This is a genomic window from Paenibacillus sp. ISL-20 (genome assembly GCF_018613005.1).
Classification (GTDB): domain Bacteria; phylum Bacillota; class Bacilli; order Paenibacillales; family Paenibacillaceae; genus Paenibacillus_AQ.
In genome coordinates this window covers 252,997-275,951 of the sequence record NZ_JAGGRD010000024.1, presented here as the reverse complement: position 1 = coordinate 275,951, position 22,955 = coordinate 252,997, and the positions used below count along the sequence as shown (strand labels likewise).

The window sequence follows — 22,955 nt, the reverse complement described above, 5'->3', positions numbered from 1 at the left end:
GCTCCTCTTTTAATTGTTTTATTAAACTGTTGGGCAGACGTGTAATGCTGGTATCAAAACACTTGCACCGAGCCTTAACGCCTCATAGCAGTGCGCCGATACCGGCTTGATGCAGCTGATCAACGAGATAAGACAGAGTTTTATTTGGGCATCGAAGCGGAATCCGAACCTTACCAGGCGTAGGCCTGCGGAGCGGCGCCGCCCGGACCCGGGAAGATTTCATCCAGACGCTTCATCACGGATTCATCGAGTTCAATCTCAAGTGCGCCCAGAGAGCTTTCGAATTGCTCCAACGTGCGCGGCCCGATAATCGGTCCCGTAACCGCGGGGTTCTTAAGCACCCAGGCAAGGGCGACATTGTCCTGCGGTTCGCCCAGCTCCTGGCAGAGTGCCGCGAACTGTTCCAACTGCGAACGATACTTCTCCACGCGTTCCGCGTTGCCTCCGCTGCGCGTGCCTTCTATTTTCTTAAGCGCATTGCGTCCCAGCAGCCCGCCGTCCAGCGGACTCCATGGAATAACGCCGAGTCCGAGCTTCTGTGAAGCGGGAAGCACTTCGAGTTCCGGCAATCGGCAAGTTAGACTGTATTTATGCTGCTCGGAAACCAAGCCGAGTAAGTGTCGGCTCTGAGCTACGGCTTGTGCAACCGCAATCTGCCAGCCCGCAAAGTTACTGGATCCGACATACCCGATTTTTCCTTGATGAACCGCAACCTCAAAAGCCCCCCATAGCTCGTCCCATGTGACAGAAGGATCCACGTGATGCATTTGGTACAACTCGATATGATCTGTCTGCAGACGCTTTAACGATGCTTCCAGATGACGGCGCAGTTTATAGCTTGATAGTCCGGCTTCATTGTTGGGGCCATCCAGAGGATCACTCATGGAGCCGTAGAATTTGGTAGCCAAAACGACGTTCTCGCGGCGGCCCCCGCCTTGATTAAACCAGCGTCCGATAATAGTTTCAGTCAGCCCGGAGTTCTCGCCCCAGCCGTAGACATTGGCCGTATCGAAGAAATTGACGCCGGCGTCAAGCGCTGCATCCATGATGCGGAAGGCTTCCTTTTCATCCGTGGCAGGACCGAAATTCATCGTCCCCAGACACAAACGACTTACTTTCATACCGGATTTACCTAGAGCAGTGTACTGCATAATCAATGATCACTCCTTGGTCGTTTAGGGTATAAGACAAATTCACCCCTATTGTAGCGTATTGGCAGAAAAATGTAACTAATGACGTGGGAGAACTTAATTTCAAAGAAGCAAGAAGTAGAAACAAGCAGCAAATCAAGCAGCAGGAGCAAGAAACAAGTAGCAGACAAGCAGAAAAAAGAAAGTCTAGGAGTAAAAGAGCTCCCAACAAGATGTTACCTTGAAGAGCCGCCCCATGCTTTATGCATAGGGCGGCTCTTCAAATTCCCACAACCCTTGTGGTCAGGGAGATTCGCTCTTCTCCATTGAGCCTGCTAATCCGTTCGGCTTCGAAGCAGCGGAGAGGACGAATCGATTCCGGAAAAGCGAAGCGGTCGCCTTTGGAGCCGAATTTCAACCCCTAAAATACACTCCAGAAATTCGGCGACAACAGCGATTGGAGGAACGATACGTACTCGGAGCCTCCACACCAGGCCTGACCTCGAAGCAACGGCCATCAGAAACCTCTCCTCATGACTTTCGCTCACGACTTTCGCTCACGACTTTCGCTCACGACTTTCGCTCACGACTTTCGCTCATGACCTTCTCTCATAGCCTTCTCTCAGGACTTCCCCCCAGGAACTCCCCCGAAAGCAGCTCCAGCTCAAAAGCGCTCCGCCACCAAAGCGCATCTCTCTGATCACATTCCCCTACTTATAGGCAAAACGAATTAAGTTCATAGTTTCTATATCTTGGTCAATCGAGGGGGAAGTATGTTACAACAGTAACTAGATGATTAAATACGACCAGTGTATATATAAATAAGGAGTGACGAAGAATGGCAGAAACGAAAAAAATCGCGGTAATTGCCGGAGACGGCATCGGCCCTGAGGTAGTGGCGGAAGCAGAGAAGATCATTAAACGTACCGAAGAGGTGTTCGGATATTCATTTACGACGGAACATGCGCTGTTTGGCGGCATTGCCATTGACGAGAAAGGGACGCCGCTGCCAGAAGAAACGCTGAATGTATGTAAAAGTGCTGATGCTGTATTGCTGGGTGCGGTGGGCGGACCGAAATGGGACAACAATTCGAAGGAGCTTCGTCCGGAAACCGGATTGCTTGGCATCCGTAAAGAGCTTGGCCTGTTCTCCAACCTGCGTCCGGCTGTCATTTTCGATTGCTTGAAAGATGCTTCCACATTGAAGCCTGAAGTTCTGGAAGGTACCGACTTGATGGTCGTTCGTGAGCTGACAGGAGGCATATACTTCGGCGAGAAGTTCAGACGCGAAGGTGCTGGTGGGGAAGAAGCGGTAGATACCTGCGTATACAACACGGCGGAGGTAGAGCGGATCGTTCATCAAGCCTTCGAGATTGCACAGAAGCGCCGGAAGAAGCTGGCTTCTGTCGATAAAGCGAATGTGCTGGAAACGTCCCGCTTGTGGCGCGAAACGGTAAACCGCATCGCTCCTGAATATCCGGATGTGGAACTGGAGCATGTGCTGGTAGACAATTGCGCGATGCAGCTTCTGCGCCGTCCGTCCAGCTTTGACGTGATCGTAACCGAGAACATGTTCGGCGACATTCTAAGCGATGAAGCAGCGATGCTGACAGGTTCCATCGGCATGCTGGCATCCGCATCCATGGGCGAAGGAGCTTTCGGTCTGTACGAGCCGGTACACGGTTCGGCACCGGACATTGCCGGTCAAGGCTTGGCAAACCCAATCGCAACGATTCTTTCCGTAGCGCTGATGTACCGCCTCACCTTCGGCTATGAGGATGCGGCAGACGCAATTGAACGTGCAGTTGCCGAGGTGCTTGATGCCGGACATCGGACAGCAGACATTGCTGTGGATAAGGGCAAGGCGCTCAGCACGACTGAAATGGGCAATTTGATCGCCGCGGCTATCCGTTAATAGAGGAAACATTCGTTCAAAGAAACTCCTTATTTATAATAATTATAATAAAGTAACGTTTACAATCTTGACTTTGATTAGCCTCAATGATAACATTTCTATTAAATGTTCATAGGAACATAGCATGTAGAAAATACTCGTATTTTCTTACATATGTTAAGGAGGAATTCAATCATGGCAGAACGTTTGGTTGGTAAAGCGGCTCCTGATTTTACAATGGAAACTGTATCAGGAGACGGTAAAGATTTTGGTAAAGTAAGCCTGTCCGACTACCGCGGCAAATGGCTCGTATTCTTCTTCTATCCGCTTGATTTCACTTTTGTATGTCCAACTGAAATCACGGCTCTCAGCGATGCTTACGATCAATTCAAAGCATTGGATACTGAAATTCTGGGTGTAAGTGTTGACTCTATCCACAGCCACAAAGCTTGGATCAACACAGCTAAAGAAGCTAATGGTCTGGGAGCATTGAACTTCCCACTGGCTTCCGACATCACCAAAAATGTAGCAAGAGACTACGGTGTTCTGATCGAAGAAGAAGGCGTTGCTCTGCGCGGCTTGTACATCATCGATCCAGAAGGCGAATTGAAATATCAAGTTGTTAACCATAACGACGTAGGCCGCAGTGTAGAAGAAACGCTTCGCGTTCTTCAAGCACTTCAATCCGGCGGATTGTGCGCTATGAACTGGAAACCAGGCGACAGCAACCTGTAATTCCATTTCGTTAAAGAAGTGAAGGCAACCCTCATTATCTGACATTATGTGCAGGTAATGGGGGTTTTTTCACCTCTGTTTTTATTGGATGAAATCGGGGAAGACTCTTGTTTAGAGAACCGCTCTTGCGTTGATATATAATAAATATATAGGCTTACAGACTTAAGCCTGGGGAATAGTTCCTAAATTTTTAATCGAGGTTTTTTTCATGAAGGAATTAGCGGGAGTGAAAGCGAATACAATATTTTGAAACGGTTGAGAATCCACAAAAGGAGGGTGAACGATATGAGTTTTTGCTGTGGGGCTAGTATGATGGGTACAAAGGGTACACTGAAGCATTATCGCACTCAAGTACATAATGTTCCCCTGCTGTCTTGTCCGGTCTGCCATCGCGTTGAAGTACATCATCGGGTTGAGAATGAGTATGAAATATTAGCCGAATATGCCCATGGTGACGGAGCATCCCAGGTGGATTTTCAGGATTATGTGATGGAAGATGAGGACGCGATTTTTGAGAATGTTGTCAACCGGGAGTCGGAGGATCCGCTAACGGTGGTTCAGAGTCAGATTGATATGTCGTTAGATCTCCTGGTGGTTGCCAAATGGATGGAGGATGAGAAGTGGCAGGGCGAACTGAAAAGACGACTTGCCGTGATGAGTCAGCGCAGGCTCCGACTCCAGAAGCAACCTTAACAGGAATTAATAAAGCCTCGTGAATATTCGGGGCTTTTTTAATGTTTCAAATGGAATCAAAGGGGGTAATAATTATATTAGTTGTTTGGGAATAGGTGTTAGATACAATACATAGACAGAAAAACATAAGAACTAAAGATGGTATTTTTATGCAATTTCCCATTTTTCGACAGGATTTCTGATTGACGTTTCTTTGTCTCGATGACTATCATGGAAGGAAGCAGATTCGGGCTGCTTCTGATTCAAAGGCGGACAAGCTGATTATTGCAAGGTTTTTTGTCGGTTTGGTGAGTTCAACTTTTCAAGAAAAGGGGGAGCCATCTTGTTGAGTCAAATCCGTGAATCTGAGCTGCAGGCTATTCGTTCTTTTCATTCCAGCCAGCTTATTAGGAACAAGTATGAGAACATACTGGAGAATCTCGACAGCGGGATCATCCTCTTTGATAGTGACGGTGTGTTGGCATTTGTTAATGTACAGATGGCAAAATTATTAGGTGTATCCCGTAAATCGCTGACTGGCTGTACGCTGACCCAACTGTTGCGTCATCCCCAGCTATCCAAATTTAAGAAGAGAAAAATACTTCGCATTTTTCGGGAAACGGTATTCCATCGCAAGAGATTTCATGAACTGGTTGATGAATATGGCAGATCGTGGCTGATCACGATGACTTATGGGGACCAGATGGAAGGCGATTTTCTGATCAGCGTGAAGGATGTATCCGACTTCAAACGAATTGAGCAAACCGCTTATCAGAACGATAAGCTGGCCATGCTGGGAAAGATCTCGGCCTCCATTGCCCATGAGATACGCAACCCGCTCACCTCCATCCGTGGCTTCATCCAACTGCTTCGTCCGCATCTCGTAAGTTTAGGTAAGGACGAGTATGCCAGAATTATCCTTACGGAGATCGATCGTGCGAATGATATTATATATGAATTTCTAAATTCCTCCAAACCCTCTGCTCCAGAAACCAAGATTGTGTCCGTATCCTCTTTATTGAAGGAAGTCGTTCTACTAACTGAAAGTGAAGCCTTAATGAAGGGATGCCAGATTATTCTGCATACTGATAAGACCCCACCTGCGTTTATTTCCGTGGATGTGAAGCAGATCAAACAGGTGATTCTGAATATTATTAAAAATGCCCTGGATGCGATTAATGAGCATCATGATGAGAATATCACCGGAGTGATTGATATTTCCGCCCGCGATACGGGGAAACATATCAACATCTGCATTTCAGATAACGGCAGCGGCATGGATCAGAATACATTGAACCATCTATTCAATCCATTCTTCACGACGAAAGAGAGCGGAACGGGGCTGGGATTATCCGTGAGTTACAGTATTATTAGAAATCATGGTGGCTCGATTGCCGTGGATAGTCAGGTTGGTAGCGGGACGGAGTTTGTAATTACATTTCCCAAGTTGGACGTTTCGGAAGTATAAGAATGTACGATACATGCCTGAAATAAATACGAGAGCAGCTGTTCCGATGGAATGGCTTTTTCTTTTTTAGGAGGAGAAGAACGCATGCAGTGGACATTACAATTGATTGATGTGGCCACATTGACAGGTGCTGTCGTTTCGGCTCTTGGGGATATAGCCACTGGGTCCGTAACTAAGGATGGGACCTTTTTGCAAGAGCTTATTACCTCCTCTCGGAGGGCCGGCGAAAAAATATGGCCACTTCCATCCTATCCGGAGTTCTGGTATAAATTGAAGCGCTTGTTATGAAATGAAGAGTCAGTGGGAGTCCCATATCCCTTTGAAAAACGTCCGTCCTTTGGACGTTTTTGCTTTACTTTTCAACCGGGATTCAAGTATGATGAAGAGAAAAATTGCCGAGAGGAGAGTTTAGCTTAGAATGATTAAGAGTAGTCAGACAAAGATTGTAGACTGTACCATTCGCGATGGCGGACTGGTCAATAATTGGGATTTTAGTGTGGAATTCGTACAAAATTTATATGCGGGCCTGAATGAGGCTGGCGTGGACTATATGGAAATCGGTTATAAAAATTCGCCTAAACTGCTGAAAGGCGCTGATCAGGCGGGCCCTTGGCGTTTTCTGGATGATGAATTCCTCAGAGAAGTGATTCCTCATAAAGGCAAGACCAAACTGTCCGCCCTTGTAGACATCGGCCGTGTGGATGAAGACGATATTTTGCCGCGCGAGGAAAGCTTGCTGGATCTCATCCGTGTCGCTTGTTACATCAAAGACGTGGATAAGGCGCTTGCGCTGGTTCAGACCTTCCATGATCGTGGTTACGAGACTACGCTGAACATTATGGCTCTCTCCAACGTGATGGAGAACGAGCTGCTGGAAGCTTTTGAGCTGATCAAGGAGAGCGTCGTGGATGTGGTGTACATCGTCGATTCTTACGGAAGCCTTGATCATAAAGATGTGGAATACCTTGTAAATAAGTTCAAGACCCATCTGCCGAACAAACGTCTGGGCGTTCATACCCATAACAACATGCAGCTGGCGTTCTCCAACACGCTGGTCGCTGCAGATCTTGGTGTTGAGCTCCTGGATGCATCCGTGTACGGGATGGGACGTGCGGCGGGCAACTGTCCGACCGAGCTTCTGGTTACCCATCTGAAAGGCACGAAGTATGAGCTGCGACCGGTACTGGATATTATCGAGCGCTACATGATCCCTCTTCGCGAAAAAGAAGAGTGGGGTTATATTATGCCTTACATGATTACAGGCACCCTGGACGAACATCCACGCTCCGCCATGGCACTCCGTGCTTCAGAGGATAAAGACAAAATAGTGGATTTTTATGATAAATTGACGACACCGGAAGTGACATTCGACAAAAAATAGGCAAGGTGCTTTTACAGCCCTCATATCAGGTCAAGGTAAAGCAGCATCCTTCCCTCCCGGGAAGGATGCTGCTTGCTTTAATATACGGACGATCCATTTTCCATAAAATACATGTTGAAATTATATGTTCGACATGGTATATTTATTTTTGTCTTCAAAAGACGCCATCTTCATTATCGGGACGTAGCTCAGCTTGGTAGAGCACCTGGTTTGGGACCAGGGGGTCGCATGTTCAAATCGTGTCGTCCCGATTCGCTTATGAATTAGGGCCTCGCAAAAGTAATCGAAATATGCTCCGAAGCATAGCGTCGCTTTTGTAGGTATATGTGCGGGTGTAGTTCAATGGTAGAACTCCAGCCTTCCAAGCTGGTAGCGTGGGTTCGATTCCCATCACCCGCTTATAGTTAGAACGAAAACCCTTGGTGACAAGGGTTTTTTGTTTGCGGAAATCCGAATTTACGAACTTTCGATTTCCCGTTCGATTCCTATAACAAGCACCATACATACAAAAAAGTCCTTGAAAGAACAAGGGCTTTTTTTGCTGTAACGATGCTCTTATCTAACCGAAGCTTGATGGGCTGCCGGTAGAGCGCTGCCAATGCCCCCGCATGAAGGGCTAGCGACTTAATATGCTGCAAAAGTACAGTTTTTTACCGCGTTGGCGGGGAATTTCGGGAGAATTCTAACGATTGCTTTGTCATAAAAAAGGTGGTACACTCTCATTAAACAGTGTTTAAAACAATATTTAAAACAATGTTTAAAACAATGTTTAATAAATTGTTTGCATCAGGATAGATAGGGAGGGGTTCGATGGCATCGCCAGACCACAGCAATGACACCAAAGAGAAAATTTTGCAGACGACACTAGACGTAATCAAGCGGGAAGGATTCGACAGTGTTACGATTCGCAAGATTGCTTCCCGTTCCGACGCCAACATCGCGCTTGTCAATTACTATTTTGGCTCGAAAGACAAGCTGATCAACGAGGCGATCAAGGGATTGCTGATCGGCTTCCGGGATACATTCGATGTGTTCGATCACGTGTCTGTGCCACCGAAGGAGCGATTGAAATTATTTTTAACCCGTTACGTTCAGGTCATTCAGCAATATCCGGAGCTGGTGCTGCACACGATAGCGGCCGGCTCGGCGATGTTCGCGTCTCAACATGAGTATGGGGAATTTTTGCAAGCAACTGGATTTCATAAGCTTCAAAAGGTGTTTACAGAGATCACGGGGGAGGAACGGCCGGACTCGTTAATGATGATGGTTACGCAAATTTTCGGCGCCATTTTTCTCCCTGCATTAATGAAGCCGCTGCTCGAATCCGGAGCCGGGGTCAAGCCTGCTCCCATCGACCGGCAAATCGATTTTTTGTTTGAGCGCTATTTTCCTGAACATGGAGAAGCAAAGGAGCGAGGAAAATGAAATTTCTAAGAGATTATTGGCAGGATCTGGGCATCGCTGTCGCCTTCTTTGTATGCATTGGATTGTTGGTCAATGGGGATCGCATGCCGGAAATCGAAACCATTTTATGGCTCAGCTTTGTGGCGATATTGGTGCATCAATTCGAAGAATATCGGTGGCCGGGGTATTTCGGAGGGCTGTTTAACGGCGTCATTTTTCGAAGCGAGCATCCGGAACGCTATCCGCTGAATACGCAGTCTGCTATGATCATCAACCTCGGCATCGCTTATCTGTTTTACCTTCTTCCCGTGTTTGTCCCGCATCTCATCTGGCTTGGTCTTGCCCCCGTCTTCATGGGCTTTTTCCAATTTATTTGGCACGGCATATTTGCCAACATCAAAGCAAAAACGATATACAATCCCGGCTTGGGCGCCGTCCTGCTGTTTCATTTTCCGATCGGCGGCTGGTATATCTATCATATCGTTAGTTACAATCTGGCAAGTGCGTGGGATTGGATTTTGGGCTCGGTTTATTTTGTTATCGCCGCGTATATCTTCATCATCAAGGGGAATATGTGGCTGAAGGACGAACACACGCCGTATTCGTTTTCTCCGAAGCAGCTAGGCCCTTATAACGTGTCTCCGAACACGGTATGGGTCGACGACGAAATATAGGAGCGACATTAGGCCCCTGCAAAGATCGGTCATCTAGAAGGTTGACGGCGGTGTTGACCGACAAGGGCGAGATGAGTTTACCCCTTTTACAAGCGCAGAATATCTGTTATAATGACCATAATTTCATTCCAAGAATGCGAGGTAACCCAGTCCAATGAAGTAAGACACCCTTTTCTCTAAACAACTGCATGTGGTTTTGCAGGCGTTTCTCTACGGCGGTAGAGGGAGAGATTTGGCGTGTCTGAACAATGTGACTGGGGTACCTCTTTTTGTTATGTCGAAACGGTACTCTTATGAAAGACAATCACATATACGGAACGGATTTGCAGCTTCCGCTAACGGCGAGGTTATTGAGCTTCATCTCAATGACAGTCAAGGCTGGACTGGAATGAACAGCCGAAGTTAGTGTCGGTCGTGCGAATTCGTCCCGTTAATTCAGACCAAACCCATACCTCTCTTTATAACATCCGCCGCAGGCCATCGCTTGCGGTTTTTTAGTTTTTTCAAAGAGAGAGGATGAAGCGATATGACCATGATTCTAAAAGCGAAAGATATAAGTATGGAGCTCCAAGGAAGGCCGCTGTTTGAAGGTATTCAGCTGGAGGTGGCGGAAGGAGAACGGATTGCGCTGTACGGGCGCAACGGTACCGGCAAAACCACGCTTCTCTCGATTCTGGCCGGCGAGCTCGAACCGACCTCGGGCGTTGTGGAGACGATTCTCCCGCGGGAGCGCTGGGGCTGGCTCAGGCAGCAGGATGAGCCGAACGAAGTCGATATGAGTGCAATTGATACGGTGCGCAGCCGCAGTCATCCTTCATTATGGCAGCTGAAGCTTCAGCTTGCCGGAGTGGAGCAGCGAATGAATGGCGGCAGCCCTGCAGAAATGGAACCATTGCTTGAGCAATATGGCAATCTGCTGGAGCGTTACGAGTCCCAGAACGGTTTCCAGTGGGAAACCGAGGTGGAGAAAGCGATGACGATGCTGGGCATCGGGCCGGAGGTGTGGCCTGTATCCTACCGCGAGCTGAGCGGAGGCCAGAAGACGAAGGTCATGCTGTCAGGGCTCCTTGTATCGGCACCGAAATTTTTACTGCTCGACGAGCCCACGAACCATCTGGACAGTGACAGCTTGGTCTGGCTGGAGCAGTGGCTGGTATCGTCCTATAAAGGCACTGTGTTGTTTGTTTCCCATGACAGGGAATTCATCGACCGGGTAGCAACCTCTGTATGTGAGCTGACCTCGGAGGAACTCCGGCGTTACCGGGGAGGATATACGGATTATCGCCGTGAAAAAGAGCGGGAGCTGCGCGAACAGGAGACACTTTACCGGAAGCAGGAGCTGGCTCGCAAAGCGCTGGAGGAATCGATCCGAAGATACGAGGAGTGGTTCCATAAAGCGCATAACGCGGCCGGGGACGTAAGTGACGTCAAGATCACCGCCAGCTTTTACAAGGCCAAGGCCAAGAAGAACATTTCAAGATATCATGCCAAGGAAAAAGCGCTGGAACGGCTGGAAGCAGAGCGGGTGGATAAACCGCGAAACGGTCCTAAGCTGAACATGGAGCTGGAAGGGGAAGCTTTCGGCGGCCGTACTCTTGTCCAAGTGAAGGACATCTGTTTTGGCTACGAAGATCAACCGCTTTTTAATAAGCTCACCTTCTATCTGAACCGCGGCGACCGGTTGGCCGTAAGAGGCCCTAACGGGAGCGGGAAAACAACACTGCTCAAGCTGCTGCTGGGCGACATCGAACCGCAGGAGGGCCGAATTACCCGAAATCCTTCCGTTAAGATCGGTTATTTCTCACAGGAGCTTGAGGGGTTAGAACCCGAAACCACGCTGCTGGACAGTCTGCTCGTCATTCCGGGAATGACGGAGAGCCGTGCGCGTACCTTGCTGGGCTCGTTCCTCTTCAGGCGGGACGATGTGTTTAAGAAGATGGGGCAACTGAGCATGGGGGAGAAGTGCAGAACGGCTTTTCTCAAGCTGTATTTCAGCGGGGCGCACCTGCTCGTGTTGGATGAACCCTCGAATTACCTGGATGTGGATACCCGAGAGGTGATTGAACGAGTGCTCGTGAGCTTTCCGGGTGCGATTGCGCTCGTATCCCACGACCGGTATCTGGTGCGCAAAATCGCGAACCGGCTGCTCACGCTGAAGCCTGGGGAAGCTCCGGTTTGGTTTGAGGGAAGTGTGGATGAGGAGGAGGAACAGGCCTCGCGGACCGGCGTGATCAGGGGGAATACGGAGAAGGACAATCGGCGAATGGAGCTCGAATATCGGATTCAGGAATTACTGGGCTTATCAGCCGAAGATTTTGAAGCCGGGGACGAGGTGAGCTGGCTTGCCGAGATCAGGGAGCTCCGGGCTGAGCTGACCAGGCTTCAGTCGGAATAAGATCAGGGATCACGATTAAAATCAGTCAGATGGGGTTAAAATGGGGAAATGAAACTTGCCATATCCCGAAAGGTTGCATATAATAAACCCTATATATTTGCATATGTAATAAATGCGTGGATGGAGAAAAGTAGCTAGTGCCTCTTTACAGGGAAGGGATGCCGTGGATTGAGAGTGTCCCTATAGAAACAGGCTAGTGAAGTTCGCTCCGGAGCAGTTCCTTGAACACGGCATGCAGCCGGTCAGTAGGGGATAACGGGTCCGATTCGTTACGTCGGTCAAGTGAGCATGATGATGCATACTCAGGGCCTAAGGCTTTTTCCCGCCTTGGTTAGGGTATGATGCATGTTAACAAGGGTGGTACCACGGTCTCTTCGTCCCTTTTCGGGAGGAGAGGCCTTTTTTGTTTTCAGTACAATGATGGAGTTTACAAAGGGGTGTGCGAATAGCCATGAAGGAAAAATTAGAAGCATTGAAGCAGGAAGCATTGGCGCAATTGCAGGATGTTACCGATCCGCAGCAGCTGAATGATTTGCGGGTGAAATACCTTGGCAAAAAAGGTGCTTTGACGGAAATCCTGCGCGGAATGGGAGCGCTGAGCGCAGAAGAGCGTCCCGTTATCGGCCAGGTGGCCAATGACGTTCGGGGCGCGATCGAGGAAGTCATCTCCGGCAAGCAGGAAGCGTTCCTGCAGCAGGAAACCGAAGAGCGCCTGCGTGCAGAGAAGGTGGACGTAACCCTTCCGGGGCGCAAGCTCAGCCAAGGCGCGGTTCATCCTTTGAGCAAGGTGATCCAGGATATCGAGGATATTTTCATCGGGATGGGTTATCAGGTAGCGGAAGGCCCCGAGGTGGAAACGGACTACTTTAACTTCGAAGCGCTGAATCTGCCGAAGAATCACCCGGCACGCGACATGCAGGATTCCTTCTATTTGACGGAAGATCTGCTGATGCGTACTCAGACATCCCCGGTGCAAGCCCGGACGATGCTGTCGATGAATGGAAAAGCACCTGTCAAAATCATCTGCCCGGGTCGTGTATTCCGCCGGGACGACGATGATGCGACGCATTCGTTCCAGTTCCATCAAATCGAGGGCTTGGTCATCGGCGAGAACATTCGCATGAGTGATCTGAAAGGGACGCTGCTGCAATTCGTGCAGGAGATGTTCGGCGATAACACGCAGATCCGTCTGCGTCCAAGCTTCTTCCCGTTCACGGAGCCGAGCGCGGAAGTGGACGTATCCTGTGTAAGATGCGGCGGCAGTGGCTGCCGTGTATGCAAGCAAACAGGCTGGCTTGAGATTTTAGGCTGCGGCATGGTTCATCCGAAGGTGCTTGAAATGGGCGGTTATGACCCTGAGAAGTACAGCGGTTTTGCTTTCGGTATGGGGGTTGAACGGATTGCGATGCTGAAATACGGTGTGGATGACATCCGTCACTTCTTCAACAACGATACAGCATTCTTGAATCAGTTCACGCGGATCTAATTTTAACGATAAAGGGAAGTGAATAGACAATGAGAGTTTCAACCGATTGGTTGTCCGATTATATTTCGCTCGAAGGCGTAACCTCAGAGGATTTGGCGAGCCGCATTACTTCGGCTGGTATTGAAATCGATGTGATCGAGAAACGGAATCAAGGCATTAACAAAGTGGTCGTAGGCTACGTCAAGAGTAAGGAGAAGCATCCTGACGCAGACAAGCTAAATGTATGTATCGTGGATGCGGGTCAGGAGGAAGATCTCCAGATCGTGTGCGGAGCCAAAAATGTGGATGCTGGCCAGAAGGTGCCGGTGGCGCTTGTTGGCGCGAAGCTGCCTGGCGGTATGGATATCAAGAAGGCCAAGCTGCGCGGCGTGCTCTCCCAAGGCATGATCTGCTCGGCGAAGGAACTGGGCATGAATGGCAAACTGCTGCCTAAAGAATTGCAGGAAGGGATTCTGGTCCTTCCGGCTGATACGGAAATCGGCAAACCAATTGAAGATGTGCTGGGTCTGAACGATGAAATTTTGGAGCTGGATCTGACGCCGAACCGCTCCGACTGTCTCAGCATGCTGGGAGCAGCTTACGAAGTGAGCGCCATTCTGGGGCGCGAGCTGAGTCTTCCGAACCCGGAGAAGGAAATTCTGGAGGTTCAAGATGCAGCAGCCGATCATATCTCGGTTACGATCGGTGCTGATGAGCAGTGCAGCCATTACGCGGCACGTTATATTACCGGGGTCAAGATCGGTCCTTCTCCGCTGTGGATGCAGAACCGGTTGATGGCAGCGGGCGTGCGCCCGATCAGTAATATCGTGGACATTACGAACTATGTGATGCTGGAATATGGCCAACCGCTGCACGCTTTTGATGCAGATCAGCTAAAGGATGGCGCGGTCCATGTGCGTATGGCTGAAGCTGACGAAACGATGGTGACGCTGGACGACGCGGAGCGTCGCCTGGAGCCGCATATGCTGGTGATTACAGCAGGGGGCAAGCCGGTAGCCTTGGCTGGCGTTATGGGCGGCCTGGACTCCGAAGTAACGGACAGCACGGTGAATATTTTCCTGGAGTCGGCTAAGTTCGATGGCGGTACCGTTCGCAAAACATCCCGTCAACTGGGACTGCGTTCGGAGGCAAGCTCCCGCTTCGAGAAGGAAGTGGATCCTGCCGCAGTTATTCCTGCACTGAACCGTGCAGCGGCATTGATGGCGAAATATGCCGGCGGCGCTGTCCATCAGGGAATCGTAGAAGCAGGCAGTGCGGACACCGAGCCTACCGTGATTACGTTGTCGCTGGAGAAGCTCAATCGTTATCTGGGTACGGAGCTGTCTCTGCTTGAGGTAAAAACGATCTTCGCCCGATTGCATTTCCCTTGCGGAGATGCGGGTCAAGGAATGGTGGATGTTCAGGTGCCGTCCCGCCGCGGCGATATCGTGCTTGACGTAGACCTCATTGAAGAGGTGGCCCGTCTGTATGGATACGACAATATCCCGACAACGGCGATTGAAGGTCCAACGACACCGGGTTCATTGACCATCGCACAGGCCATCCGCCGCTCGCTTCGCCGTTTACTCACGCATAGCGGATTTCAGGAGGTTCTGGGGTATTCCTTCATCCATCCGCAGCAAGCGGAAATGTTCACCTCTCTGTCGTCAGATGGCACGGCTGTTAAGCTGGCCATGCCAATGAGCGAGGACCGCAGCGTCCTTCGCACCAGCCTGCTTCCGCAGCTGCTGGATATCGCGGTGTACAACCATAACCGGAAACAGCCGGACTTGGCCCTGTTTGAAATAGGGAACCTGTTCCATACGCATGAGAAGACGTTGACGAAGCAGCCGCTGGAACGCCCGGTTCTCGGGTTGCTGCTGACGGGACGCAAAGGCAGCAAGCAATGGAATGTTCAGCCGGCCAAGGTCGATTTCTTCGATTTGAAGGGGGCGCTCGAAACGGTGCTCGACTACCTTGGAATTCGCGCAGAAGAGATCACTTACGAGGCCAACGGACCGGAGGGCTTCCACCCGGGACGTTCCGCTTCCGTATATGCGGGTCAAGGCGAGAACAAGCAGCTGTTAGGTGTACTTGGACAAATTCATCCGAAGACGCAGCAGGAGCTGGATTTGGAAGATACCTATGCCGCCGAGATTCTCCTTAAGCCGCTGTATGATCTGACTAACGCCCGCGTCGTTTACCGCGATTTGCCTAGATTCCCGGGTATGGAACGTGATCTTGCCATCGTGGTGAATGAGGAGGTTGAAGCCGGCTCCCTGATTCAAGTGATCAAGGAGAATGCAGGTGAGCTTCTGCAGCAGATTCAGGTATTTGACGTTTTCACAGGCAGCAAGCTTGGAGAGGGTAAGAAGAGTGTTGCCATCTCCATGACGTACCGTCATCAGGAACGGACGCTGACCGATGAAGAGGTTGCAAGCGTCACGGAAAAAGCAGTTGCTGCCCTTCAGCAAACTTTTGGCGCGGAATTAAGAAAATAGCAGGAATTGTGAACGTCCGCATCGAATCCATTACATCAGGGATTCGATGCGGGCTTTTTTGCTCTAAATTGAACTGGGATTTGCATCGGGACGCCCGCAGGGTACATAATTATAAGCACAAAACTGTGTTATCATATACCAAACTTCGGTCTGTTTTCTTGAGGTTCGTCTACAGACGCTATCTCATATATAATGAATGTAGAGAATAGACCATTTCAGACATCATAGAATCTACACATAATAGAAGGAGGGCACAATTTTGACTACATCGGACCGTAAAAGCGTTACCGTAGACATCTACGGAACTTCCTATAAACTCGTTGGCAGTAGCAGTGATTATACCAGACAGGTAGCGAACTATGTAGATGACCGCATGCGCACCATATCCAAGGCGCACTCTCGATTGGATACCCCGCGCATTGCCGTCCTAGCTGCAGTACATATGGCTGAAGAAGCTTTGCAGAAGCTGGAGTTTCAGAATGAGGCCAAGCAGATGACGGCCGAGCGAAATGAACTGCGCACGGAGCTTGCCAAGGTGCAAGGACTTCAAATCGAGCAGCAGGAGAGACATCGTCAGCAGATGGAGCAGCTGGAGCGCGAGCTGGCGGAGCAAACAACGCTGGCTGAGGAATACAGGAAGTCCAAGGAGAATCTAACCGCGGAGTCAGAGCGTACGAAGGAATTGCTCCAGAAGGAATCCGACCGCGTGGCGGAACTGCTGAAGGAGAAACAGCAGCTTGAAGCACGTCTTAAGGAGCAGCGCGAGAAGCTGGAGAGCGGCCATAAGCAGTCTATTGAAGATATGAAACGCCGCTATGAAGGGCAAATTTCGCAGCTGACGCTCACTCATAAGCAGGCTATCGAGAAGCTGGAACAGAGTCAACGGACCTCTGCGAAGCAGGCCGAAGAGAAGCTGGCTGAGCAATTGAAGAAACAGGAGAGCACCTATAAACAAGAGGCCCTCCTGAAGGAGCAGCAGCACTCGAAGACCGTGCACGATATGGAGCAGAAGTATACGAAGACGGTGCAGGATATGGAACAGAAGAACACGAAGACCGTGCAGGATATGGAGCAAAAGCATACAAGTACCGTCCAGGAGCTGGAGAAGCAGCTTGCCGAGCAGCGAACACGCGGAGGGCAGCTCCAATCACGTTTGTCGTCCGCGGAGAAGGAACTGGGTGCTGTAAAAGCAGAATCGGACAAGCTGAAGGAAGCGCTCCAGTCGTCCAGACAGCAAGCCGAGGCCTCTTCGCAGGAATTGCGTTCCTTCCGTACGAAGGTGGAAGGGCTGACGAAGGAGCTCGAGGGCCTGAAGCAGGAATCCGCCAAGTCGGAGGAAGAGCGCCGTCGTCTGCAGAAACTTGTGGTGGATGCGAATCAGACCTCCCGCAAGCAGCAGGAAGAGCTGCAGCGTCTAAGCAGCGAGCTTCAATCCTGGCGCACGCTGGCTGATCAGCGCAAAGAGGAAACCGGTGAGCTGGAGATGAGAATTGTCGAGCTTATGGAAGCGAACGAGAGCCTGGAAGAAGGAATGAAGGGACTTCAGGATGAGATCCAGGTCATGAAAGACGAAGCTGACCGGAGCATGTCCGAGCGTAGAAGTGCCCAAGAGGAATTGAAGGAACTGCAACTTCGCCATGAAGAGCTGGAGAAGCTCACGAAGGAAGCGGGAGTCCGAGAGGAAGAGACCAGCAAACTGTACGCTATGCTGGAAGAAGAATACGATACGGTGTCGAATCAGCTGGATGAGCTTCGCAAGAAGGCGGCTGCCAGTGAAGAGCGCGCACGTGAACTCGCCGAGCAGCTGAGAGATTCAGGGGAACGCGCCGTTCAGTGGCAGGAGCAATACCAGCAAGGGATAGCGGAACGGGAACAGCTTGCCGATGACAGCGAGAAACTGGCCGCAGAGCGTGATGAGTGGAAACGAACCAAGCTTGCTCTCGAAGAAGAGCTCCAGTCCTGGCAGCAGGAAATTGCATCCGCGCGCCAAGCCTGTGAACGTCTGGAAGACGAGAAAAGTGAAGCGGCACAGCAGTATTCCGATTTAGGTGAACAGTATGAGCTGGTCATGCACCAATATCGTCTGCTTCAGGCAGAACAGGAATTGAGGGCGGAGCAATCTGCGCAGCTTGAAGAAGAACACCGTAAGCTGAAGGAAGAGTATGCGAAGCTCCAAGTTGAATATAATGAGTGGATCGAGTTGATTGAGCAGGATCAGCGTTAGGCCATGGCGAAGATGTGAACCTGAAAAAACCTCCGGATTAGACAGAGGATACTCTGGCGATCCGGAGGTTTATTTTCGTGAGGAAGATCTACTATTCTTCGACGATAAGTTTGGATATCATTTTGCTGTGACCCGCTCCGCACATAATGGAACACGAAACTTCGAATTCTCCCGTTTCATCTGGCGTAACGACAGTTGAGTTGTTTTTACGGTCGAGCTGCAGTCCGAGTGCAGGAATCATAACGCCGTGGTTGCCGTCTTCGTTCTCGTAAGTAATCTTGACAGGCACACCTTTCTTGAGACGATATTCCTCTTGGTCGAATTGGAAATTGGTGCCCTTAATCACGAGTTCAGCTTCCGGTGCTACACCAGTATCCGAGATCGCTGAATCTCCCTGGGACTCTTTCTGGTCTCCACCGCAGGCAGCCAATACAAATAGGAGCATACATGAAACAAGTAAAGCAATGCCTTTTTTCACTGAAATCTCTCCTGACTATGAAATAATTGTGAAATATAATTTCCAATCTTTATGATAGCGCAGAAAAAGAGTAGGTGCACATACGTGTTATGAAAAATTGGTGAACGTGAACGGTTTCAAAAGATGATATAGATTTACTTTATAATATAGGGGAAGATGGAAAACCCCCTGTTCAGATTAACAGGGGGTTAGTGTGGGGATACAGCTGCCGTTCGGTTCGTTTAGAAAGAGGGCTTCAGAGGAATCCTCTAACAGAAGCGGGCGTTCTGCTATCTTATTCTTTGCGGGATTTGCCTGCTTCAAAAGGGGTGGAAACCGGAATGAACAGATCGATGATCCCGATGACCAGTGCAGCAAGCAAGGCGCCCAGTACGGAGACGCTAACGCCTCCAACGATGAATTGGGCAAGGTAAATCACGAGTGCGCTCACCAGGAAGCCCACGATACCACGTCCAAACGGCGTGACTTTTTTGCCGAAAATGCCCTCGATAGCCCAACCAATCAGGGCGATAACGAGTGCAAGCAACAGGGCGCTTCCGAATCCGCCGACGGTGAATTGGGGGACAATCCATCCGACAACCATAAGAACGAGCGCGGCAACGATAAATCGAACAACATGCCCGAGAAATTGCATGGTACCTGCCTCCTTAGAATAAGACTGGAATGTTACGCAGAATTTATTTTGTTCAATAGGGCCGTCGGTTATGTGTGGAAGGTTTTTGGATTCCTTGGCGAATTCGTATTAGTTTCGATATAATATATGCATTGATTGAGAGGAGTTGTGAACTTCTTGAATGACAAGATTTTGCAAACTTTAGAATACCGAAAAATTTTAAATACATTAACACAATACACTCAAACTTCCATGGGAAGTGCGAGAGCTGAAACGTTAATGCCTGATACCGACCTGGAGGCGGTAAAGGATCTGCTTGCGGCTACTGACCAGGCTTACACCGTAGACAGGCTCAAGGGCAATCCGTCTTTTCGCGGGATTACCGATATTAACGACGCATTGAAGCGAGCCAGAATCGGGGGGACGCTTAATCCCCATGAATTGCTGGCTGCGTCGAATACGATTCATGGATCACGCCGAATCAAGCGGTTTATTGCAGCGATCCACGAGGACGAGGAGATTGAGATCCTCTATAATCTGAGTGATCTTATTTCGGAGCAGAAGCCTCTGGAGGATGCCATTCGGCTCTGTATTGACGATGCTGCTGAGGTGCTGGACTCCGCAAGCGCGGAGCTTTCCCAGATCCGGCGGGAATTGCGGGGCGGAGAAGTTCGCATTCGCGAGAAACTGGAGTCCATGATTCGATCGCAATCCGTGGCGAAGATGCTGCAGGACCAGTTAATTACAATTCGCGGCGACCGTTTTGTCATTCCCGTAAAAGCGGAATATCGCTCGCATTTTGGCGGTATCGTGCACGATCAGTCCGGGTCAGGCGCGACGTTGTTTATTGAGCCGGAATCCATCGTAGCCATGAACAACAAGCTGCGCGAGACGCGAATGCGGGAAGAGCGGGAGATCGAAGTGATTCTGCAGAAGCTGACCGCTCAGGTCGGCGAACAGGCTGAGCTGCTATCCATTGACTTGGATCTGATCGGCCAGCTCGACTTTATTTTTGCCAAGGCTCGTTTAGCCCATGTAATGAAGGCTTCACTACCAAGAATGAATGACAGAGGTTATATTAAGCTGCGCAAAGGCCGACATCCGCTGATTCCGGCGGATCAGGTTGTGCCGCTTGATGTGGAATTAGGCAATTCCTATACATCCATCATTGTCACGGGACCGAATACCGGCGGTAAGACGGTTACGCTCAAAACGATCGGATTATTAAATCTGATGGCGATGTCCGGACTCTTTATTCCTGCCGAAGAAGGCAGCCAGATGTGCGTGTTTGATGCGATCTACGCGGATATTGGCGATGAGCAAAGCATTGAGCAGAGCCTCAGTACCTTCTCCAGCCATATGACGAACATCATCCGCATATTAAGCCAGATGACGCCGAAGAGCCTGGTGCTGCTTGATGAGGTGGGAGCGGGGACGGACCCTGCGGAGGGTTCCGCTCTGGCGATTTCCATCCTGGAGCATATCCACCGGATGGGCTGCCGCATGATCGCGACAACGCACTATTCTGAATTGAAGGCTTATGCATACGAACGCAAAGGTGTCATCAACGCCAGCATGGAGTTCGATATCAATACCCTAAGTCCGACCTATCGCCTGTTGGTAGGCGTGCCTGGACGCAGTAATGCGTTTGCCATTGCAGAACGTCTGGGATTGCCGGGATCCATTCTGGAATTTGCCCGTGGCGAAGTGAAGGAAGAAGATCAACGGGTGGAGCATATGATTGCATCGCTCGAAGAGAACCGGCACACCGCGGAAGTAGAGCGTGAGAAGGCGGAGCAGGTTCGGAAGGAAATGGAGGAACTGCGTCTTCGTCACCAGCACGAGCTTCAGAAGCTGGAAGAGCAGAAGGACAAGCTTGTTGATAAAGCTCGTACGGAAGCAAGGCAGATCGTGGACAAGGCCCGGAGTGAGGCGGAGGAAATCATCGCGGATCTGCGCAAGATTGCCCAAGAGGAAGGGGCTTCCGTTAAGGAGCACAAGCTGATTGCTGCCAGAAAGCGTCTGGATGACGCCGAACCGCAGCAGGGTAAGATGACAGCTGGCCAACGTTCAGCGAAGCAGCAGCGCAGCATTGAGCCAGGAGACGAGGTTCGGGTATCCAGCCTGAATCAGAAAGGGCATGTTGTAGAAATGGCCGGGTCCAAGGAAGCTGTTGTTCAGCTTGGCATTATGAAGATGAAGGTGGCGCTGGATGATTTGGAGCTTTTGTCGAATCCGGCAGCAAACGCGAAACAAGCGCCGAAACAGCATGCTACCGTCTTGAAGCGGACTCGCGATACCAACATCCGGAATGAGCTGGATTTAAGAGGAGCGAATCTGGAAGAAGCGCTGATCGAGGTGGATCGGTTCATTGATGAGGCTTTTCTGGGGAACCTGGGGCAGATCTACATCATACATGGTAAGGGAACCGGAATACTGCGAACCGGGATCCAGGATTATTTGCGCAAACACAAACATGTTAAGAGTCATCGTTTAGGCAATTACGGCGAAGGCGGCAATGGCGTTACGATTGCCGAGTTGAAATAAGGAAAGTAAGAAATCAGGAACCGTTTTCTCCTTCAATCGTATAACATATCATCATAAGGTTCAGAACGACGGGATGCGAAAGGTGCCGCATCCCGTTTATATCAGGGAGGAAAAAAGGGAATGACGGAAGCGATTGATCATTTGCTGACCCATCCACTTGGGGTGCTCGTCGGCTATTTCTCGGTTGCGATACTTGCACTTATTGTTTACTTGTATTGCTTTGAATTGGTTACCAAGTACAACTGCTGGGATGAAATACGCAAAGGAAATGTTGCTGCAGCTATGGCGACCGGCGGCAAGGTCTTTGGCATCTGTAACGTGATGCGGTATAGCATAACAGCCAATACGTCCATTTATGGCATGATTAAATGGTCATTCTTCGGGTTTATACTGCTTTTATTGGCTTATTGGTTGCTTGAGTTCTTGACGCCCGTATTTTCGGTCGATGAAGAGATTGGCAAGGATAACCGCGCAGTTGGCTTGATCGTACTAATTATCACCGTATCTTTATCTTACATTATTGGAGCGAGCATTATTTAAGGGCTTCGGGAGGAAAAGGACGATGAAATATTTACCGCGGATATTGTTTGCGGCTGCCTTGATTTTTTTTGTGGCGGGTATTGTATACTTGATGTCTCAATAAAATAAAGTTAATAGGGCCATTCATGGCCGTTTGAATAAAGAAAGGGATGAATGATCGATGGAACCGACGGTTTGCCCATGGTGCCAAAGTGAGATTGTATGGGATGAAGAAATAGGTCCCGAAGATACTTGTCCTCACTGTGCGAACGAGCTTAAAGGCTACCGCACATTGAATATCGCATTGGAAGACGAGGATGTACAGGACGATCCGGAGGAATATGAAGAGGCATATGAGGCTTCCGAAGAGGAAGCGGGTGATCTTCATCGTATATGGGGATCAGACCATGAAACACTGTCCTCGCTTCGAACCGTGGATAAGTATGGGGAGGATCATGACCTCTTTGCATTTGAGGAAACGGTAGAGGGGATTCTGGACCAGCAAGAGGAAATTCCCGAGTGCTTGCATTGCAGAGAGTATATGCTTCATGCCGGAACGCAGCATGTGAGTGGGGAAGGCTTCCAGCCGGTTAACGCAGCCTTGATTCAAGGCCCTATCCTTCAGCCGCCATATGATCTAAATGTATATGTGTGCCCTGGATGCTTCCATGTACAGTACAATCTGGCAGAGAATGACCGGCTTCGGATGATCAAAAGCTTTATCCATAAAAAGGAATAGAGTTTGCGGAAAGGCGCTGTATGCCGATCCACGGCTAGTTTAAGGAAACTGCTTGCGGCGGTTTCCTTTTTTTTGTTCATGAAGTGGGGATTAGAGGGGTAAAATACCTTGGACTT

The 22,955-nt window shown here is 49.8% G+C and carries 19 protein-coding genes and 2 tRNA genes; 17 read left to right on the top strand and 4 right to left on the bottom strand.

The genetic code is table 11. The features are described from left to right. Positions 1 to 170: 170 nt before the first annotated feature. Positions 171 to 1,151: an aldo/keto reductase gene (locus J7E85_RS15810; protein WP_215159289.1), complete on the bottom strand. Its 981-nt coding sequence runs from the start codon at positions 1,149 to 1,151 to the stop codon at positions 171 to 173. A 314-nt stretch (positions 1,152 to 1,465) separates the two neighbouring features. After that, on the bottom strand, positions 1,466 to 1,678 hold the full coding sequence (locus tag J7E85_RS15805; protein WP_215159287.1) for a hypothetical protein: 213 nt from the start codon (positions 1,676 to 1,678) through the stop codon (positions 1,466 to 1,468). Positions 1,679 to 1,968: 290 nt separating this feature from the next. Between J7E85_RS15805 and leuB the strand changes: the two genes are divergently transcribed. From leuB to J7E85_RS15735, 14 genes are all read left to right on the top strand, one after another. Further along, entirely contained in the window at positions 1,969 to 3,045 is a 1,077-nt protein-coding gene (gene leuB / locus J7E85_RS15800; protein WP_215159285.1) for a 3-isopropylmalate dehydrogenase, read from the top strand. Positions 3,046 to 3,219: 174 nt separating this feature from the next. After that, positions 3,220 to 3,759, top strand: coding sequence for a peroxiredoxin (locus J7E85_RS15795; RefSeq protein ID WP_009593058.1), 540 nt, complete (start codon positions 3,220 to 3,222; stop codon positions 3,757 to 3,759). Between the two features lie 285 nt (positions 3,760 to 4,044). Further along, positions 4,045 to 4,452 (top strand): hypothetical protein, encoded by a 408-nt coding sequence (locus J7E85_RS15790; RefSeq protein ID WP_015737147.1) that lies wholly within the window; start codon positions 4,045 to 4,047, stop codon positions 4,450 to 4,452. Positions 4,453 to 4,774: 322 nt separating this feature from the next. Next, positions 4,775 to 5,899, top strand: a complete 1,125-nt coding sequence (locus J7E85_RS15785) for an ATP-binding protein (protein ID WP_215159283.1) — start codon at positions 4,775 to 4,777, stop codon at positions 5,897 to 5,899. An 84-nt stretch (positions 5,900 to 5,983) separates the two neighbouring features. Next, a complete protein-coding gene (locus J7E85_RS15780) occupies positions 5,984 to 6,187 on the top strand; it encodes a M17 family metallopeptidase (protein WP_251035738.1) in 204 nt (67 codons plus the stop codon). Between the two features lie 130 nt (positions 6,188 to 6,317). Next, positions 6,318 to 7,280: an aldolase catalytic domain-containing protein gene (locus J7E85_RS15775; RefSeq protein ID WP_215159281.1), complete on the top strand. Its 963-nt coding sequence runs from the start codon at positions 6,318 to 6,320 to the stop codon at positions 7,278 to 7,280. Between the two features lie 177 nt (positions 7,281 to 7,457). Further along, positions 7,458 to 7,531, top strand: a tRNA-Pro gene (locus tag J7E85_RS15770). 77 nt (positions 7,532 to 7,608) lie between these two features. Beyond that, positions 7,609 to 7,679, top strand: a tRNA-Gly gene (locus J7E85_RS15765). A 411-nt stretch (positions 7,680 to 8,090) separates the two neighbouring features. Then, positions 8,091 to 8,705, top strand: a complete 615-nt coding sequence (locus J7E85_RS15760) for a TetR/AcrR family transcriptional regulator (protein ID WP_215159279.1) — start codon at positions 8,091 to 8,093, stop codon at positions 8,703 to 8,705. Then, complete coding sequence (locus J7E85_RS15755) at positions 8,702 to 9,358, top strand: HXXEE domain-containing protein (protein ID WP_215159277.1); 657 nt, start codon at positions 8,702 to 8,704, stop codon at positions 9,356 to 9,358. The genes J7E85_RS15760 and J7E85_RS15755 overlap by 4 nt, the downstream gene beginning before the upstream one ends. Before the next feature lie 526 nt (positions 9,359 to 9,884). Next, a complete protein-coding gene (abc-f, locus tag J7E85_RS15750; RefSeq protein ID WP_215159275.1) occupies positions 9,885 to 11,753 on the top strand; it encodes a ribosomal protection-like ABC-F family protein in 1,869 nt (622 codons plus the stop codon). 451 nt (positions 11,754 to 12,204) lie between these two features. Next, positions 12,205 to 13,239 carry a phenylalanine--tRNA ligase subunit alpha gene (pheS, locus tag J7E85_RS15745; RefSeq protein ID WP_098748571.1) on the top strand — a complete coding sequence of 345 codons (1,035 nt, stop codon included), beginning with the start codon at positions 12,205 to 12,207 and terminating at the stop codon, positions 13,237 to 13,239. Between the two features lie 29 nt (positions 13,240 to 13,268). Further along, complete coding sequence (gene pheT / locus J7E85_RS15740; RefSeq protein ID WP_215159273.1) at positions 13,269 to 15,719, top strand: phenylalanine--tRNA ligase subunit beta; 2,451 nt, start codon at positions 13,269 to 13,271, stop codon at positions 15,717 to 15,719. A 259-nt stretch (positions 15,720 to 15,978) separates the two neighbouring features. Beyond that, complete coding sequence (locus J7E85_RS15735) at positions 15,979 to 17,943, top strand: hypothetical protein (RefSeq protein ID WP_215159271.1); 1,965 nt, start codon at positions 15,979 to 15,981, stop codon at positions 17,941 to 17,943. Positions 17,944 to 18,034: 91 nt separating this feature from the next. Here J7E85_RS15735 and J7E85_RS15730 read toward each other — a convergent pair whose 3' ends face one another. Together J7E85_RS15730 and J7E85_RS15725 are read right to left on the bottom strand one after the other, a co-directional pair. Next, positions 18,035 to 18,421 carry a cytochrome c oxidase subunit II gene (locus tag J7E85_RS15730; protein WP_215159269.1) on the bottom strand — a complete coding sequence of 129 codons (387 nt, stop codon included), beginning with the start codon at positions 18,419 to 18,421 and terminating at the stop codon, positions 18,035 to 18,037. A gap of 274 nt (positions 18,422 to 18,695) precedes the next feature. After that, positions 18,696 to 19,055: a phage holin family protein gene (locus tag J7E85_RS15725; RefSeq protein WP_076324525.1), complete on the bottom strand. Its 360-nt coding sequence runs from the start codon at positions 19,053 to 19,055 to the stop codon at positions 18,696 to 18,698. 156 nt (positions 19,056 to 19,211) lie between these two features. Here J7E85_RS15725 and J7E85_RS15720 point away from each other — a divergent pair, with 156 nt between their 5' ends. From J7E85_RS15720 to J7E85_RS15710, 3 genes are all read left to right on the top strand, one after another. Then, positions 19,212 to 21,581, top strand: a complete 2,370-nt coding sequence (locus J7E85_RS15720) for an endonuclease MutS2 (RefSeq protein WP_215159267.1) — start codon at positions 19,212 to 19,214, stop codon at positions 21,579 to 21,581. A gap of 120 nt (positions 21,582 to 21,701) precedes the next feature. Then, entirely contained in the window at positions 21,702 to 22,121 is a 420-nt protein-coding gene (locus tag J7E85_RS15715) for a DUF350 domain-containing protein (protein ID WP_076324523.1), read from the top strand. A 160-nt stretch (positions 22,122 to 22,281) separates the two neighbouring features. Continuing rightward, on the top strand, positions 22,282 to 22,839 hold the full coding sequence (locus tag J7E85_RS15710; RefSeq protein WP_215159265.1) for a hypothetical protein: 558 nt from the start codon (positions 22,282 to 22,284) through the stop codon (positions 22,837 to 22,839). Positions 22,840 to 22,955 lie beyond the last annotated feature (116 nt).